Annotated in this window: 17 protein-coding genes; 5 read left to right on the plus strand and 12 right to left on the minus strand. The window is 70.9% G+C overall.

The window, feature by feature from the left end; genetic code table 11:
- Window position 1 precedes the first annotated feature (1 nt).
- From ACFVXC_RS34550 to ACFVXC_RS34580, 7 genes are all read right to left on the minus strand, one after another.
- Complete coding sequence (locus tag ACFVXC_RS34550) at window positions 2-193, minus strand: DUF5999 family protein (RefSeq protein WP_389913732.1); 192 nt, start codon at window positions 191-193, stop codon at window positions 2-4.
- 123 nt (window positions 194-316) lie between these two features.
- Window positions 317-769: a hypothetical protein gene (locus ACFVXC_RS34555; protein WP_389913735.1), complete on the minus strand. Its 453-nt coding sequence runs from the start codon at window positions 767-769 to the stop codon at window positions 317-319.
- Window positions 770-774: 5 nt separating this feature from the next.
- Entirely contained in the window at window positions 775-1,401 is a 627-nt protein-coding gene (locus ACFVXC_RS34560) for a hypothetical protein (protein ID WP_389913737.1), read from the minus strand.
- 118 nt (window positions 1,402-1,519) lie between these two features.
- Window positions 1,520-2,779 (minus strand): helix-turn-helix domain-containing protein, encoded by a 1,260-nt coding sequence (locus tag ACFVXC_RS34565; protein ID WP_389913740.1) that lies wholly within the window; start codon window positions 2,777-2,779, stop codon window positions 1,520-1,522.
- Window positions 2,780-2,917: 138 nt separating this feature from the next.
- Window positions 2,918-3,343, minus strand: a complete 426-nt coding sequence (locus ACFVXC_RS34570) for a lipase family protein (RefSeq protein WP_389913743.1) — start codon at window positions 3,341-3,343, stop codon at window positions 2,918-2,920.
- Window positions 3,344-3,551: 208 nt separating this feature from the next.
- Window positions 3,552-4,004 (minus strand): hypothetical protein, encoded by a 453-nt coding sequence (locus ACFVXC_RS34575; RefSeq protein ID WP_389913746.1) that lies wholly within the window; start codon window positions 4,002-4,004, stop codon window positions 3,552-3,554.
- Entirely contained in the window at window positions 4,001-5,320 is a 1,320-nt protein-coding gene (locus tag ACFVXC_RS34580) for a hypothetical protein (protein WP_389913749.1), read from the minus strand. The genes ACFVXC_RS34575 and ACFVXC_RS34580 overlap by 4 nt, the downstream gene beginning before the upstream one ends.
- A gap of 325 nt (window positions 5,321-5,645) precedes the next feature.
- Here ACFVXC_RS34580 and ACFVXC_RS34585 point away from each other — a divergent pair, with 325 nt between their 5' ends.
- Window positions 5,646-7,391 carry an ABC transporter ATP-binding protein gene (locus ACFVXC_RS34585; protein ID WP_389914003.1) on the plus strand — a complete coding sequence of 582 codons (1,746 nt, stop codon included), beginning with the start codon at window positions 5,646-5,648 and terminating at the stop codon, window positions 7,389-7,391.
- Window positions 7,392-7,518: 127 nt separating this feature from the next.
- Here ACFVXC_RS34585 and ACFVXC_RS34590 read toward each other — a convergent pair whose 3' ends face one another.
- Complete coding sequence (locus tag ACFVXC_RS34590; protein ID WP_389913752.1) at window positions 7,519-8,184, minus strand: TetR/AcrR family transcriptional regulator; 666 nt, start codon at window positions 8,182-8,184, stop codon at window positions 7,519-7,521.
- 135 nt (window positions 8,185-8,319) lie between these two features.
- On the opposite strand from ACFVXC_RS34590, the gene ACFVXC_RS34595 reads away from it, so the two are divergent.
- From ACFVXC_RS34595 to ACFVXC_RS34605, 3 genes are all read left to right on the plus strand, one after another.
- The gene (locus ACFVXC_RS34595; RefSeq protein ID WP_389913754.1) at window positions 8,320-8,880 is read left to right on the plus strand and encodes an NAD(P)H-dependent oxidoreductase; all 561 of its coding nucleotides are present in this window, start codon (window positions 8,320-8,322) and stop codon (window positions 8,878-8,880) included.
- A 257-nt stretch (window positions 8,881-9,137) separates the two neighbouring features.
- Entirely contained in the window at window positions 9,138-10,478 is a 1,341-nt protein-coding gene (locus tag ACFVXC_RS34600) for an MFS transporter (protein WP_389913757.1), read from the plus strand.
- 10 nt (window positions 10,479-10,488) lie between these two features.
- On the plus strand, window positions 10,489-10,950 hold the full coding sequence (locus ACFVXC_RS34605; protein WP_389913760.1) for an SRPBCC domain-containing protein: 462 nt from the start codon (window positions 10,489-10,491) through the stop codon (window positions 10,948-10,950).
- 24 nt (window positions 10,951-10,974) lie between these two features.
- On the opposite strand, the gene ACFVXC_RS34610 is transcribed toward ACFVXC_RS34605, so the two are convergent.
- Genes ACFVXC_RS34610 through ACFVXC_RS34620 form a run of 3 tightly spaced genes read right to left on the minus strand, consistent with a single transcriptional unit; the run spans window position 10,975 to window position 14,198 of the window.
- Window positions 10,975-11,655: a YoaK family protein gene (locus tag ACFVXC_RS34610; RefSeq protein ID WP_389913763.1), complete on the minus strand. Its 681-nt coding sequence runs from the start codon at window positions 11,653-11,655 to the stop codon at window positions 10,975-10,977.
- Window positions 11,656-11,700: 45 nt separating this feature from the next.
- On the minus strand, window positions 11,701-13,242 hold the full coding sequence (locus ACFVXC_RS34615; RefSeq protein WP_389913766.1) for a carboxylesterase/lipase family protein: 1,542 nt from the start codon (window positions 13,240-13,242) through the stop codon (window positions 11,701-11,703).
- Window positions 13,239-14,198 carry an MBL fold metallo-hydrolase gene (locus ACFVXC_RS34620; RefSeq protein ID WP_389913769.1) on the minus strand — a complete coding sequence of 320 codons (960 nt, stop codon included), beginning with the start codon at window positions 14,196-14,198 and terminating at the stop codon, window positions 13,239-13,241. The genes ACFVXC_RS34615 and ACFVXC_RS34620 overlap by 4 nt, the downstream gene beginning before the upstream one ends.
- Before the next feature lie 134 nt (window positions 14,199-14,332).
- On the opposite strand from ACFVXC_RS34620, the gene ACFVXC_RS34625 reads away from it, so the two are divergent.
- Window positions 14,333-15,247 carry a helix-turn-helix transcriptional regulator gene (locus ACFVXC_RS34625; RefSeq protein ID WP_389913771.1) on the plus strand — a complete coding sequence of 305 codons (915 nt, stop codon included), beginning with the start codon at window positions 14,333-14,335 and terminating at the stop codon, window positions 15,245-15,247.
- On the opposite strand, the gene ACFVXC_RS34630 is transcribed toward ACFVXC_RS34625, so the two are convergent.
- Window positions 15,244-16,548 carry an ROK family protein gene (locus ACFVXC_RS34630; protein ID WP_389913774.1) on the minus strand — a complete coding sequence of 435 codons (1,305 nt, stop codon included), beginning with the start codon at window positions 16,546-16,548 and terminating at the stop codon, window positions 15,244-15,246. The two genes, ACFVXC_RS34625 and ACFVXC_RS34630, sit on opposite strands and share 4 nt — an antisense overlap.
- Window positions 16,549-16,557: the final 9 nt, after the last annotated feature.

Consider the following 16,557-nt stretch of genomic DNA (forward strand, 5'->3'; position numbering starts at 1 on the left):
ATCAGGCCGCCATCGCCAGCGTCCGCGCCACAGCGACCACGCGTCCGTCCGGCAGCAGTTCGCCGGTGTCGTCGAAGACGATCGTGCCGTTGCACAGCAGGCTCCAGCCCTGTTCAGGGTGGGCGGAGAGGATCCGGGCCGCGACGTGGTCGGGGCTCTCGGCGGGCGGGCACGGGGGCTGGTGGGCGCACATGGTGTACCTCCTGGTGGGGGTCGCGAACCTTGTGCGCGGCCCGGTCTTGTTCGGTTGCTCCTCGTGTGAGTGAAGACTCGGCGGGAGGCATCAACTCATCGCTCGGAAAGGCTACTTGCGATCTCAGGCGGGGAGGAAACCGGCCCGGAAGTGCGACAGGAGTGTGGTACGCGCCGTGGTGTCCGCGTTCGCGTCCCTCAGGCGACCGGCCGCCCAGAGGAAGAAATCGTCGCCCTCCGCGTCGATCCAGTCGTATGTCGGGTCGAAGGGGCCGGGATCCGGCGCGGGGTAGAGCAGTTCGAGAGCTGTTCCCCGCGCGTCCTCGACGGTGAAGCGGCGGGTGCCGTTCGGCCCGGGCGACTGATGGGCCATCACCGTGGCGCAGTTCCAGCGGCGTTGGCGGTACTGGAGCCAGAGGGCCGGTTCGCCGTCGGAGGGGTCGGCGTACAGCGCCGCTGTCGCCTCGTCGCTCACGTGGACGAAGCCGTGACAGCGGCCGGACCCGGGGGAGACGAGACCCGTCCGGGGGTCGAGGGCCCACGTCCGGCCGTGACGGTCGTAATCCTGAAGCAGCATGGAGGTCAGACGCGCGGCGGGATGCCGAGTTCCTGGTCGACGGCGGCGCTGCTGCGGGTCGCCGCCTCGATGACCTTGTGCCAGCTGCCGTACTTGAGGAACTGCTGCTCCGCCGTCGGGCCCAGGGGATTGCCGTACTTCTTCATGTTCCGCTGCTCCAGGGCCTGCACCGCCTCGGGGGTCATTCCGGCGCGGGTGATGTCCTTGGCATCGTTGCGCATGTCGACGAGGACGCGGGCGATCTCCTCGTCGGAGCGCCCTTCCTCGTGCATACGGTCGGCCACGCGCTCCATGGTGTCCAGGAGCGCGTGGTAACGCAGCCGCACCTCGCGCGCCCGCTCCCGCTCCTCCGGAGTCATCTGCCGGATCAGGCAGACCGCTGGGTCCTTGCTGGTGCAGGGGTCGTCGGGGGCGCGCGGCGGGGCCAGCAGGCTGGTGACGGACGGGGCGTGCCGTACCGGCGCGTCCGCGTGGGCGTGCGCCGGGGCGAGCAGGGGGCCGCTGAGGGCGGTGAGCAGGGGGAGGAGGAAGAGAACCACGAGGCGCGGGAGGGGCCGGGAGGGGGTCCGCGTCGTGGTCAGGACGGTCGGGGCGGTCGGTTCGATGGCAGCGGCCATGAGGCGGGCACGCACGTAAGAACTCTCCTTCGCCTGGGACGTGGGACGAAGGGGACATTACGGCTCGATAACGGTCGGGGGCGGCCGCCCCCGCGGCGCGTCCGGGTGACGTGCCGGGGACACGCCTGTGGGCCTAACCGGGAGCCGGGCGCAGGCTCAACGCGTGCAGCGCCAACTGCATCTCGAACTGCGCCACCGGATCGTGCAGCCGGTCACCGAAGACCTCTTCCAGCTGCCGCAGGCGGTAGCGGACCGTCTGCGGGTGCACGGCGAGGCGCGTGGCGACCTCGCTCGCGTTGTGCCCGCACCGCAGCCAGCACAGCAGGGTCTCGGCCAGGCGCTCCCGCTGTGGTGAGCGCACCTCGTCAAGGGGCAGCAGATGCCGCTGTGCGAGCGCGTCGATCAGCGCCTCGTCGTGGAAGAGCAGCAGCGTCGCCAGATGGTCGGCGCAGTGCAGCAGGCCCGCCCGGGGCAGGATGCCGCGCCGGGACAGCTCCAGGGCATCGAGCGCCCAGCGCAGCGAGCGCGCGCCCTCGTGCAGCGGGACCGTGGGGCCGATCACCGCACGCAGCCCTTGCAGCGCGGCGGCGATCGAGCGGGCCCGCCCCGGGCCCTCCGGGTCGGGCACCACGATGCAGCCGGGCTGCTCGGAGAAGCGCGCGAGGAACTCCGGCGGCACGATGGGCCTGACGGTCTCCGGGGTGAGGGCGTGGTCGATGACGACGACCGCCACCTCGCGCGGGATGGGCCACTGGGCGGTCTGCGCGAGGTCGGCGATGGCCTCCGCCGACGCGGGAGGATCGGCAGTCAGCAGGTCGATGAGGCGGGCCCGGCGCTGCTGCAGTTCGCCCGCCGCGTGCAGCCTGGCCTCGGTGTAGCCGGCGGTCGTCGCCGCGGCCATCTCGTCCAGGTGCAGGAACAGCGCCTCGCCGAACGCGGCGAGCACATGCCGGGGCAGCAGGTCGGCGTCGACCATCGCGTTCACCCGGCGCCAGGTGACGCGCGCGCCCAGACGCAGCGCCGACTGGAAGGAGTCGAGGCTGCGGCCCTCGTCCGCCTCGCCCCTGCCGATGTTCTGGTACGTGGCCTTCACCGACTCCCAGTCGGTGTCCGGGTGGGCCATCCGGGCCAGAAAACCCTCCAGGGCCTGTTCCACGCCCCGGTTCACGACATGCATGTACGTGTCATTGGTCGGGCGCGCGTACTCCGGTATCTCCGTGCGGATCGCCCGCACCACCTCCGACGTGATGTCGTCGAGGAACGGTCTCACGTGATCGTGGAGGCCCGAGGGGAACGCTCTGAACGCGGCGTGCGACTCCTCTGCCGGGGTGCCCGCGGACGCGGGGCCGCCTGCCGGGGGTACACCGGCGGGCAGCGGCGAACCGTTCACCATGGAGTGCTCCCTCTGCGCGCGGGGGACAAAGGTTGGGTGAAGATACCGCCACGGGTGCGCGGCGGCCCATCAAGGACGGATGGACATGATGCTGCCTCTTGTCACCCGGGTGACAAGAGGCAGCGAGTGCGAGACAACTCACGGGAGCAGACAGTTGCCGAACTCCGGCTTGCCTTCGAAGCGGTCGCCGAGCCACTTCACCGTGTCGTCCTTCGCCAGTTGATCGGCCGTCAGGTGCTCGCCCGGATAGGTCTTCCACCGGGTGGTGATGTTGGCCTTGCGGTACGCCTCGCGCGTCGCGTCCTCGGTCTCGATCGGGATGACTTCCTCCAGCGAGCCGCGGTACTGAAGGACGGGGAAGCCGATCTCGTGCGTGGCGCCGGAGCCCGCGCGGCCGATGCCGACGCCGAGCTTCTGCCCGTCGACGACCTGGCCCCACGTCCTGCCGTCCGTGCCCTTGAGCGCGTAGAGCCGCTCAAGGCTCAGTCCGTCCGTGGTGTTGTCCTCGATCTTCTGGCCCGCGAGCGTCGAGATCGTCCCGAGCAGGCAGTGCGCCCTGGCCACCGCGAGGGCGATCTTCAGGGGCGGGCCGCCTTGAACGCCTTGTGCGTGAAAAGACCAACCGCCACACCGGAAAGGTCGGCGTGCTCGGGCTCGCGCCCCGGACCGGGCTCGGCAAGCGGGACGTCGGCTGAGGCCCCCGACCGCCGTCGCCCGGGCACGGGCTCGTGAGCTCATGCCCGGGTTCGGGCAACCGGGTGGGGCCGTCGGCTCAGCGCAGCACCGTCACATAGATGACGGGCGAGATGGCGCCGCCGCCCACGACGCGCAGGGAGTTGCGTCCCTTCCAGCCGAGCTTGACCCGCATGTTGTACGCCCCGGAGCGCGCGGTGTACACCGACGCGGGCAGCGACACCCACCGCTTGCCCTGCTTCTGCTGCAGCGTGACGCGCGTGCCCGCCCGCATGTGGTGGCTGACGCCGTAGATGTGGAAGTCATGCCACGCGTGCACGCTGCCCACGGTGGACTTCGCCGTCAGCGTGGGTCGCGGGGCCGCGGTCGCGGCGGCCCCGGGCGGGTGCGGGGCGTGCGGGCTCACGGCAGCGGCACCGGCCGCCGCCGGGCCCGCCAGAACGGCGACGGCCGCGATTCCCGCCACCGTCGCGTACTTCACCGACGTGTACTTCACCGGCGCGTACTTCTGCTTCAACCGATTCGCGGTCAACTTCTTGTCTCCATCTCTCTGTTGATTTCTCGCTTGGTCGACTTGCCGAGAAAGCTGTGCCAGCCGCCTTCGGGGCGCTCTCCCACTTCGAGCCCGCGCAACTTGGCGAGGACGGCTGGATCCTGGACGTCGAGCCAGTCGACGAACTGCCGGAAGGAGACGAGGCGTACGTCCTTCTTCCCGGCCATTCCCCTGAAGGCTTCCTCGACGGCGTCCATGTAGATGCCGCCGTTCCACTCCTCGAAGTGGTTGCCGATGAAATAGGGGGCACGGTTCGTCTCGTACGCGCGCCGGAAACCGGCGAGATACGAGTGGGTCGCCTGGGTGCGCCAGCCGGGATAGTTGTACGAGGGTGCCCGCGTCGAATTCTTCGACTGGTTGGCCAGGACGTTGTAATCCATGGACAGGACCTCGAAACGGTGCCCGGGGAAAGGGATCTGCTGGAGCGGCAGGTCCCATACACCGTGGCGTTTCCCCGGCCACCGCTGTGATCCGCCGGGTGACGAGGAGTCGTAACGCCAGCCGCGTTCGCGGGCGACGGGCAGCAGGTTGTTCTGGCCGAGGAGGCAGGGGGTGCGGCCGCCGACGAGTTCCTTGTCGTAGTCGAAAGGCAGCGACGGCAGATCGGTCCAGCCGGTATTCGTGCGCCATTCCTTCACGAAGGCGGCGGCCTGGTCGATTTCGCTGTGCCATTGCGCGGGCGTCCAGTTGGCGACGCTGCCCGTGCCCGTGCAGAAGTGCCCGTTGAAGTGCGTGCCGATCTCATGGCCTTCGAGCCAGGCCTGCCGGACGTACTTCAGCGTCTCCTTGATGTGACCGTCGGTGAGATAACCGATGTCGGAGGCGCCGACCGCGTTGTTCGGCGGCTTGTAGAGACGCTTCTTGGATTCGGGAAGGAGATAGAGCCCGGAGAGGAAGAACGTCATCTTCGCGTCGTGGTCCTCGGCCAGCTTCAGGAAGCGCGGGAAGAGGCCGTTGCCGACCTCGCCCGCGCCGTCCCAGGAGAAGACGACGAACTGCGGGGGCGTCTCACCCGGCTCCAGGGGCACCGGGGCATCCGGCTGCTTCGGCTGCTTCCCGGTATACGTCGTCGAACCGTCGCCGATCGGCCTCGCCGGATGCTGCTTCCGCTGGGCGCCGTGCTGACCGTCCTCTCCCTCGTGGCCATGCCCGCGCCCATGCCCCTGCCGTCCCGACGGCGACGGGGAAGCGGAATCCTCGGATCCCCACTCCTTCGCACCGCACCCGGCAAGACCCGCGCCCGCTGTCACCGCAAGTCCGAGACCCAGCGCGTGCCTTCGGCCGACTGAGCGCATACTCACTCCGTTCGCTCGCTTCCTGTTCGCAACCATGTGTAGACCGCAGGAAGATCAACGAATCGGCTGAAGATATGTTTTTACGTTTTTTGACCCGAAACGGGTAGTTTTCAGGGGGTATGACACGCGGAAGCGGAGTCGCTGCCCCGCCGGGCGAGTGACGGAGCGTAAGATCTGATGGCTCATCATCGGGGGCGCGCCCGCGCTCGATCGCGGCGGACAACTGTCAGGCAGATCACCCGTTGTCCGCGTCCTGCCTGACGTGACCAAGAGCGAGCCGGAGCAGCCGGCCCAGGAGAGGCCGACGTCGGCGCCGACGAGAGCGATGCGGGAGCGGCTCCCCGCAGCCGAGACCTGGCGGGCGCTGTACCGCTACTTCCGCCCGCACCGCGCGGCCGTCGCCCTCGGCGCCCTGTGCACATTGATCGGCGCGGCGACCGGCCTCGCCCAGCCGCTCGCCGCGAAAGCCCTGGTGGACCGGCTCGGCAGCGACGACTCGATCGCAGGGATCATCCTCCTGCTCACCGCGCTCGTGGTGCTCGGCACCGCCATCGAGTCCGTCGGCGCGTACGTCCTTGAGCGCACCGCCGAATCCGTGGTGCTCGCGGCGCGGCGCACCCTCATAGGGCGGCTGCTGCGGCTGCGCCTGCCGGAGGTGGAGCGGACCCAGCCCGGCGACCTGATGTCCCGGATCACCTCGGACACGACACTGCTGCGCGCGGTCACCACACAGTCCGTGGTGGCCGCCGTGGCGGGCGGGCTCACCTTCATCGCGACGATCGTGATGATGGGCCTCATGGACGCCGTCCTGCTCGGCGTCACGCTCGGCGTGATCGTGCTCATCGGCGGCGCGGTGAGTCTGGTGATGCCCAGGATCGCGCGGTCGACCGAGCGGGCCCAGGAGGCGGTCGGCACCATCTCGACCGCGTTGGAGCGCGCGTTCGGCGCGTTCCGTACCCTCAAGGCCTCGGGCGCCGAAGAGCGCGAGACCGCCGCCGTGCAGGCCGCCGCGCAGGAGGCCTGGCGGTACGGGGTGCGGTCCGCCAAGTGGCAGGCGGTGGCCTGGAGTTCGGTCGGTCTGGCCGTGCAGGTCTCGTTCCTGGCCGTCCTGGGCATCGGCGGCGCGCGGGTCGCGTCCGGCGCGATCTCGGTCTCGACGCTCGTGGCCTTCCTGCTCTTCCTCTTCTATCTGATCGACCCCGTGTCCCGACTCGTCGAGGGTGTCACGCAGTATCAGGTCGGCTCGGCGGCCATCGCGCGGATCGTACGGGCGGAACGCCTGGAGACGGAGGACGTCACCGAGCCCGCGCGCCCGCCGGAGCGGCAGGGACCCGCCGCCGTCGCCTTCGAGGACGTGACCTTCCGCTACCGCGAGGGCCTTCCGTACGTCCACCACGGCGTGAGCTTCGACATCCCGGGCCCCGGCATGACCGCCTTCGTCGGCCCGTCGGGCGCGGGCAAGACCACCGTCTTCGGCCTCCTGGAGCGGTTCTACGACGCGACGGGCGGCCGTGTCCTCGTCGACGGCCGTGATGTGCACGAGTGGCCGCTCGCCGAACTGCGCTCCGTCATCGGATACGTGGAGCAGGACGCGCCCGTCCTCGCCGGCACCCTGCGCGAGAACCTCCTCTTCGGGGCACCCGGCGCGACCGGCGACGAGATCCAGGACGTACTCGTACGCGCCCGCCTCGACACCCTCGTCGAACGGTTGCCGGACGGCCTGGAGACGCTGGTCGGACACCGCGGGTCCCAGCTGTCCGGCGGTGAACGCCAACGCGTGGCCATCGCCAGGGCGCTGCTGCGCAAGCCGCGCCTCCTGCTCCTGGACGAGGCGACCTCACAGCTCGACGCGGTGAACGAACTGGCGCTGCGCGACGCCGTCGCCGAGGTCTCCCGCGATGTGACGGTCCTCGTGGTGGCGCACCGCCTCTCGACGGTGACGCTGGCCGACCGGATCGTGGTGATGGACGCGGGACGGGTCCGCGCCTCCGGCACCCACGAGGAGCTGGTGGCGGCCGATCCGCTGTACGGGGAGCTTGCGGCGACGCAGTTCCTCGCGACGACCACATGATCGCCCCGGCCGCCGCCGACTACTGGCCCCGCACGTGACCTCCCGGGTCGGATGGCCGGCACGACCAGTGGAAGACCAGTGGAAGAACGGGACGGGTGCGCCGCACGCCGTTCACGGGGCGGCGGAATCAGGCAGCTGAGTGCGGTCGAGTCACCAGGCGGGTGACGAGGTCGTGCCACCCGGCCTCCACGCGGTCGATCGACAGGCCGCGCTCGACGACCAGGTGATGGACCAGCGCGCTGTCGACGGAGCCGAGCAGGGTGTGCGCGAGGAGTTCCGTGTCTCCCGCGACGCCCGCCCGGCGCAGCAGCATCGCGATGTGCGTGAAGCGCAGCCGGTTCGCGGGGACGTCGTAGGTGCGCAGTGGATCGGTCCGTGAGGACAGGATCAGCTCGTGGTGGTCGCGTTCGTGGCGGATGAGGGCGGGACCGAACGCGTGCAGGCGCTCCAGGGGCGGAGCGCCGGGGCCCAGCGGAGCGGGGCCCGAGAGGAAGGCGGCCTGGAGCTGCTGCTCGTGGTGGTCGAGCAGGGCGACGAGGAGCCCGGTGCGGTCACCGAAGCGCCGGAAGACGGTCCCCTTGCCGACTCCGGCCGCCGCGGCCACCGCGTCCATGGTCAGCTGCGCGGCCCCGCACCCGGCCATCAGCTGTGAGGCGGCCTCCAGCAGGCGCGTGCGGTTGCGTGCCGCGTCGGCCCTGAGCGACGGCGGTCCGCCGACCGGGGTGATGACGAGCTCAGCCGCCCCGCCCGGTGGGTCGGGCAGGGGGAGGGGCGGAGGAAGGGAGCCGGTCATGGGACCAGCGTAACGCCGTGAGCAGCTAAGTGGACCGCAGTCCGGATAGGTGGTACAACTTTAAACGGACCCCGGTCCGCTTGTTCTCATGTCCCGCAGGTGAGTTCCGTCCGCACCTTTTTCAGGAGTTCCGCCATGTCTGTACGCATCCTCGCCCTCGTCGGCAGCCTCCGCGCCGGCTCCCACAACCGCCAGCTCGCCGAGGCCGCCGCCAAGCACGCGCCCGCGGGCGTCGACGTCGAGCTGTTCGAGGGTCTCGCGGACGTGCCCTTCTACAACGAGGACATCGACGTCGAGGGCAGCGTCCCGGCCGCCGCGGCCCGTCTGCGCGAGGTGGCCGGCGGCGTCGACGCCTTCCTCCTCTTCTCGCCCGAGTACAACGGCACCATGCCCGCCGTCCTCAAGAACGCGATCGACTGGCTGTCCCGCCCGTTCGGCGCCGGTGCGATCTCCGGCAAGCCGGTCGCCGTCGTCGGTACCGCGTTCGGCCAGTACGGCGGCGTGTGGGCGCAGGACGAGGCCCGCAAGGCCGCGGGCCTCGCCGGTGGCGCGGTCCTGGAGGACGTCAAGCTGTCCATCCCCGCCTCCCTGACGCGCTTCGCCGAAATCCACCCGGCCGACGACACCGAGGTCACCGCGGCCCTCACCGAGGTCGTCACCCGCCTCACCGAGAAGGCGGCGCCCGCCGCGGCCTGACGCTTCTGGGAAAGGCTCCGGACAGCAGAAGGCTCCATCGGCCGGCCCGTACTCCGTGCGGGCCGGCCGTCGCGGGGGCTTCCGGGGCACGCGGGCGGAAGGCTAGTGTGCCAACTCCACATGATCCCCCGAGGAGTCGAGATCGAGATGCCCGGTCACTGAGCACGCGTTGACGTCGTAGGCCGCTGTCGGCCTGTCATCGCGTGCTGCCATCGAGCTGCGGCACGGCGAACCTTTCGCTGCCTCAAGGGGTCCCGGTGCCGTCCCTCTCTCGTGCCGCTTCTCATGCTGTTTCCGCGCGTCCTCCTTCGAGCCTGTGGCGGGACGCCGACTTCCGAAGGCTCTGGCTGGGGCAGACCGCCTCGCAACTCGGAGCGCAGGCAGGGCAGGTGACGCTGCCGCTCATCGCCGTGGTGGCACTCGACGCGGGCGCCGGTCAGCTCGGTGTCCTTCGTGCGGTGGAGCAGGCGCCGATTCTGCTCTTCTCGCTCTTCGCCGGGGCGTGGGTGGACCGTCGGCGCTCCCGCAACGTGATGGTCGTCGCGGATCTCGGGCGCGCTCTCGCGCTGGCCGCGATCCCTCTGGCGTACGTACTCGGAGTGCTCGGGATTCCGGCGTTGCTCGTGGTCGCCTTCCTCGTCGGCGTGCTCAGCGTGTTCTTCGATGTGGCCTACCAGGCCTCGCTCGTAAGGCTGTTGGACCGCGATCGGCTGCTGGCGGGAAACAGTGCGCTGGAAGGCAGCAGATCCGCGGCACAGATCGGCGGGCCCGCGCTCGGCGGCGCGACGGTTTCGCTGTTCTCCGCGCCGATCGCCACTGTGGTCGCCGCGTTCTTCTTCGCGCTGTCCTTCCTGTCGATCCGGCGCGTCCGACGAGGTGAGTCGCTGCCGGATTCGGTCGAGGGGACGGCGGGCGCCGAGCGGGGAGAGCGGCCCTCGCGCGTCCGGCGGCAGATCCTGGAAGGTCTCCGCCTCGTGGTCGGCAACACGTCGTTGCGGGCCGTGGGTGTCGCCACAGCCCTCTTCCAGTTCTCGTTCGCCGCCGTGATGACCGTCTATCTGCTCTTCCTGCCGCGCGAGTTGCACCTGTCGGGCATGGCGGTCGGCCTGGCTCTCGCCGCCATGGGGCCGGGCGCGGTGGTGGGCTCCCTGCTCTCGGCGAGGCTGCCGGGGAGGTTCGGTTACGGCACGGTCCTTGTGGCCTCGGCGGTGCTAGCCGACGGCGTGATGCTCTGCGCTCCCGCGCTGCACGGCTCCTCGGCCGTCACCATCGGCTCGCTCATGGCGATCAACTTCGTCTTCGGCGCCTTCGGCCAGCTGGTCAACGTCACGATGATGGCCGTACGGCAGGCCAGCACGCCCGTCCGTATGCAGGGGCGTGCCGTCGCGACCATCAACTTCGTCGGCATGGGACTGACACCGCTCGGCTCGCTGCTCGGCGGCTTCCTGGCAGGCGCGTGGGGGCCGCGCACGAGTCTGCTGCTCACCGCTGTCTGTCTGGCGCTCTCCCCGCTGTTCATGGCACTCTCCCCGCTGGCGCGCCTGGGGAACCAGCTCCCGGCCCAGGACGATGTCGCCGTCCGGCGAGGGGCGCTCTAGATTGGCGCTCATGTACTCGACACAGGTGTCCGGTCACGTGAACGCGCCGCGGGCCGCGGTGTACCAGGCGCTTCTTGACGCCGACGCGATCGCACGCTGGCGGGTGCCGGACGGCATGAGCGGCCACGTGCACACCTTCGACGCGTGCGAGGGCGGGCAGTTCCGCGTCTCGCTCACCTACGACGAGCGGTCCGGCACCGGCAAGTCGGCCGCGCACACCGACACGTACCACGGCCACTTCGCGAAGCTCGTGCCGAACGAGCAGGTGGTCGAAGTGCTCGCCTTCGAGACCGAGGATCCCGCGCTGCGCGGCACGATGACGATGACGACCACACTCACCGACGTGGACGGCGGAACCGATGTCCTCGTCGTGCACGAGGGGATCCCCGACAGTGTCCCCGCCGCCGACAACGAGACGGGGACGCGCATGGCGTTGGCGAATCTGGCCCGGCTCGTCGAAGGGGCGCGGTAGCAGCCGCGTGGTGGATCGGGCGGCTCAGTCGCGAGTACGTCCGGACAGGTACGCCGCGAGGGCGACGACGGCGAGCAGCGCGATCGCGGGCGCCAGCGCGGCGGCCGTGCCGTGACGGAGCTGCAGCAGCCCACCCACGAGGGCACCGGCGAACATCGCGGCGACCGACACGAACCTGCGTACGGAAGCCGGGCCGAAGCGGTCGGCGGCAAGACCCGTCAGGGTGCGGGTCAGGACGGTGGTGTTCAGATCGGGTACGGCGAGTTTGCCGACCACGGCGTTCTGCGCCCCCATGCCGAGCGCGAGCAGCACGATCAGTACCTGACCGACGTCGGCGGCCAGGTCGAGCACCAGGGCGGCGGCCACCAGTACGGCGTGCGCCGCGACAAGGAGCGCGAACAGCCGGTGCGGATCCGCGACCCGTGGCGCGATGCGACCGCCCGCCCACGCTCCGGCCACGAAGGCAGAGCCCGCGAGGAGCGACGCCGTCGCGGACAGCTGTACGTCGCCCGCGAGCGCGAAGCCCAGGAAGACCACATTGCCGGTCATGTTGGCGACGAAGACACGGTCGAGGCCCAGATAGCTGACGGCGTCGACAAGACCCGTGACAAAGGTCAACAGGACGAGGAGCGGAGGCAGCACGCCGTGGTGCCCCTCGGCGTCGGGGAAGAGGAAGACGGCGGCCCGGCCGAGAATTGAGTTCATACCGTCTCTTCGGCAGGGACACCCGGCGGCCCGACCCGCGTGCGCCTACCTGCTCACCTCCCAGGCTCGGCGCACATCGCCACGGAGGTCCTCACGGGGCGTCCACGAGTGCCCGATGACCATCGTGGTCCGGCGGACGGTGTCGTACGGAACCCAGCCGGGGTCGCCGGTCCGGGCGAAGCGGACCCAGGCGGCGTGCATGCGGGGTGCCAGGTCGGGAGGAGGGACGGAATCGGGGCCGAACAGGCCGCCGGGGGCGCTGAGTTGCTCCGTGTCGAGGTCGAAGACGAAGGGGAGTTCCATCGTGTGCGTGGCGCCGAGCAGGCCGTCGAAGGCGCGCGAGCGCCAGTCGAACCGGTAGCTGTAGGTGCCGCCCGAGGACCGGTCGGCGTGCGCGTCCGCCAGGGCCCAGCTTCCCGCGCCGAACAGGGCGTCACCCATGACGGCGGACCGCAGCCGTCCCGGTGCCGCTTCGGGGTGCGCCGCGCGGTACGTGTCGAGAAGCAAGTCCGGCCGGGGGTGCGAGCGCTCGGCGGCGGCCCGGACATCGGCCATGGTCGAGGTGGTGTGGGCGCCGGAGGGGACGAGGTAGAGGTTGCCCTCCTCGGCGTTGGTGCCGATGAGGAGATCGATATCGGCACTGCCCTGTCCGGCGGCGACGGCATCGGCGGGCTGACGGTCCGCGACCACGCTGAAGGGGCTGAGCCCGATCAGCGGGTCGTGGGCGGTCGCGGTCCGCAGGTCGATCCCGCCGATTCGGGCCGAGGCCTCGACCAGGCGCGTGTCGGGGACGGCGTCGAAGGCGTCGGCGTGCGGCGCGATGCCCAGGGCGGACGCTGCCGCCTTCGTCACCCGGGCGGCCTGCTCGGGCGAGAAGGCCCCCAGTCCGCTGCCGCTCTGCACGACTGCCCGCCGGACCAGGCCCCTGCTCTGTGGCATGGCGATGACGGCACCGGTGAGGGTGGCGCCGGCGGACTGGCCGAAGAGCGTGACGTGGTCGGGGTCCCCGCCGAACGCGGCGATGTTCTCGCGTACCCAGCGCAGGGCGGCGAGGATGTCGAGGAGGCCGCGGTTGCGCGGAGCTCGGGGCAGGTCGAGGAAACCGGCGATCCCGAGGCGGTAGTTGACGCTCACCAGGACGACGCCGTCGCGCGCGAAAGCGGTGCCGTCGTACAGGCCCGCCCTCGTCGAGCCCGCCACGAAGCCTCCGCCGTGCACGAAGACCATGACGGGAAGGGCGTGGTCCTGCCCTTGTCGGCCGGGGCGGTCAGGGGTCCAGATGTCGAGGGTGAGGTAGTCGTCGCCGGGGATCCAACCGGGCCCGAAGTAGGGCGACATGTCGATGGCGCCCAGGTTCCGCTCGGCCTGCGGCGCTGTCGGGCCCGCGGCGGTCGCGTCCCGGACGCCGTCCCACGGGGCGTGCGGCGCGGGCGCGGCGAAGCGTCCGGCCCGGGCCGGGGGCGCGGCGTACGGGATGCCGCGGAAGACCGTGACGTTCCCGTGGCGGGCGCCGACGACCGCGCCCTGCGCTGTGGACACGGTGCGGTGCGCGGTGCGGCGGTTCGTGGTGCGGTTCGCTGTGGTCATGCGTTCGTCACCTGAGTCTCGTCTCCCTTCGCGCGCGTGTACGGCGTGAAGGGCGCCCACCCCTTGATGGCGAACGCGCCGCCCGAACGTTCGACCTCGGCGGCGCCGTGGCCTCCCAGGTGTGCGGGGACGACGAGCGCGTTGTGGTCGGCGGCCCAGCCGAGGAACCGACGGCGGGTGGCGCGGGCGCCGACGGGGTCCTCGCAGAAGCAGCTGTTGTGGTCCGGGTCGACGAGCTGGACGGGACTGTGCAGCAGATCGCCGACGAAGACCGCGCGGTCCGTGCCGCTGACGAGGGTGAGAACGCTGGAGCCGGGGGTGTGTCCGGGGGCCGCGTCGAGGCGCAGATTGGCGTCGATCCGGTGACCTCCCTCCCACAGGTGAACCTGTCCCGCCCGGTGCACGGGGGCGACGCTGTCCTCGAAGACGTTCTGGTTGCCGCGGCCGAGCAGGGGCTTGTGGCCGTTCTCGGGATTCCAGAAGTCGAAGTCGTCCTTGGGCAGCAGATAGGTGGCGTTCGGGAAGGTGGGAACCCAGTCCCTGTCGTCCAGGCGGGTGTTCCAGCCGACGTGGTCCACGTGCAGATGCGTGTTGATCACGATGTCCACGTCTTCGGGGGCGACACCGGCGCGCGCAAGGGTGGCCAGGAAGTCGGTGCGCAGGTGACTCCAGACCGGGGAGTACGGACGCTCCTTGTGGTTGCCGGCGCCGGTGTCGACGAGGATGGTCTTTCCCTCGCTGCGCAGCAGCCAGCTCTGGACCGCGGCGTTGACGATGTTCGTCACAGGGTCGAGGAAGTCGGGCGCGTGCCAGGCGTCGGTGTCGCGCCAGGCGCCCTCCGGGCTGGTGGGAATGAAGGCGCCGGGCGTCATGCCGACGGGGCCGTAGTACTCCTTGACGCGGGTGACGGTGACATCGCCGAGGGTGATCTGTTCCGTCAGTTCCATGTGTTCCATCGGGGTGCTCCATGACCGGGTGAATGGCTTCGGACCACCACCGTCGCCGCATCCCCGCAGGTCAGCCAGACCCGCCGCTGCCTACCCCGCACAGGGTCAGGCTGTCGCGCGCGGCCGGATGCAGACTGGGGGACATGGGTGAACGAGGCCGGCTCGGCGACTTCCTGTACGTACGGCGCTCCCAGCTGCGTCCCGCGGACGTCGGCCTGAAGGATTACGGCGAGCGGCGGCGTGTGACGGGCCTGCGCAGGGAAGAGCTCGCGTTGCTCGCCGGTGTCAGTGCCTCGTACTACACGAGGCTGGAGCAGGGCCAGTCGGTAGGGGCGTCCCCGGAGATCCTGGACGCCGTCGCCCGGGCCCTGGGCCTCGACGAGTCGGAGCGCGGACACCTGCACGACCTCGCCGACGCCGGCAGAAGGCGGGCCCCGTCTCGCCGACCGCGGCCCGAGCACGTGGGGACCACCACGCTCCATCTGCTGAGCACGCTGGAGAGTGTCCCGGCGCTGGTCAGCGGCCGTCGCGCCGACGTGCTCGCCTGGAACCGGCTCGGCCACGCGCTGTTCGCGGCGCACGTGAGTCCGGACAGCCCCGAGCGGGTGGCGGAGCGCCCGAACCTCGCCAGGATGCTGTTCCTCGACCCCCACACCCGCGCGTTGTACACCGACTGGACCGGGAAGGCCAAGGCCGTCGTCGAGAATCTCCGGATGGTCGCGGGACGCTACCCCGACGACACGCTGCTCACCTCACTCATCGGCGAACTCACCGTCAAGAGCGACGAGTTCGCCGCGATGTGGGCCGATCACGGGGTGCGCCCCTGCGACTTCGCCAGCTACGAGATGCGTCACCCCCTTGTCGGCACCCTCACCGTGACCCAGCAGAGCCTCCATCTCCCCCAGGCCGCGGACCAGAACCTGGTGCTCGCCGTCACCGAGCCCGGCTCGCCGTCGAGGGAGGCGGTGACACTCCTCGGGCAAGCCGCCACCGCCACCGGTACTGACACCGCCACCGCCGTGAGCGTCGCCCGTGGCCCCGGAGCAGAGCAGCCCTAGGACGGCCCGCGCCCCTGCAACGCGGTCTGCCAGCCCGGCAGTTCGGCCTCGCGCGCCGGTGCCGCCCGCCGCCCGCCCCGCGCGAAGAAGTCGGCGAGCGGCAGCGTGGCCGCTCCCACCGTCACCGCGTCCGGGCCGAGGCGGCCCAGGCCGATGGTGACGCGCCCCGCCGGGTAGGAGAGGGCGTACGTGGGGATGTAGCGCTTCACCGCGGTCAGGAAGCGCTGCCCCAGCTGGAGCCCGGCCCAGCCGCCGACGAGGATCCGCTCGGGCTGGAAGAGGTTGATGAGGTCGGAAAGGCCGGCGCCGAGGTACTCGGCGGTTTCCTCCAGGACCATCAGGGCCGTCGGGTCGGCCGCGCCGTCGTCCTGCGGGTAGGCGGCGTTGAGCATGGCGGTGAGCGCGTGCTCCTCGTCCGTCCCCCCGGGTGGCCGCCCGCCCGCCTCCTGCCACCGTTCGAGCAGCGCCTCCGCACCCGCGTACGCCTCCAGGCACCCCAGCGACCCGCACCGGCACCGCCTGCCCTGCACCCGCACCGTGAGGTGCCCCCACTCGACGGCGCGGCCCTGCTCCACGTCCTCGGTGACGACGCACGCTCCGACACCCGAGCCGAACAGGACCACCACCGCGTTGCGGGTCCCGCGACCGGCGCCGAACCACATCTCCGCCTGGCCGAGCGTCTTGGCTCCGTTGTCGATGAAGTACGGTACGGAGTGCGGCAGTTGGTGCGACCCCCGACTCGAATCCCGCAGCAGTGACTCCAGCGGCACCGCGTCCCAGCCGATGGTCTGCCCGTGCACGACGGCGCCGAGTTCGCCTTGGCGCGCGACGATTCCGGGTACGCCGATCCCGACGCCGAGCAGCCCCTCATCCGTGACGCCCGCCGCGGCGAGCACCTCGCCGATCCCGTCACGGATGTGCTCCGCGATGCCGCCGACGTCATGGCCCTTGAGCGTCAACGGGCGTTCGGTGCGGGCGAGTTCGGAGAGGGAGAGGTCGAAGAGCTCGATGCGTACGCGGGTCTCGCCGACGTCCACCCCGATCAGCTGACCACGGCCCGGCGCGACCCGAAGCAGCGTACGCGGGCGTCCGCCGTCGGACTCCACGCTGCCCGCCTCCTCCACCCACCCCTCCGTCACCAGCTCGGCCACGACGTTGCTGATGGAACCTGAACTCAGCCCGGTGGCGGGGCCCAGCGTGAAGCGGCTCATCGGCCCCTCGAAATACAACCGCTGCAGTACGGCGGCGCGGTTCTCCCGCCGCAGGTCGTGCACCGTGCGCCCGTTGCGCTGCCCAGCCATGTGGTTCCT

It is taken from the genome of Streptomyces sp. NPDC058257 (assembly GCF_042881845.1).
Classification (GTDB): Bacteria; Actinomycetota; Actinomycetes; order Streptomycetales; family Streptomycetaceae; genus Streptomyces.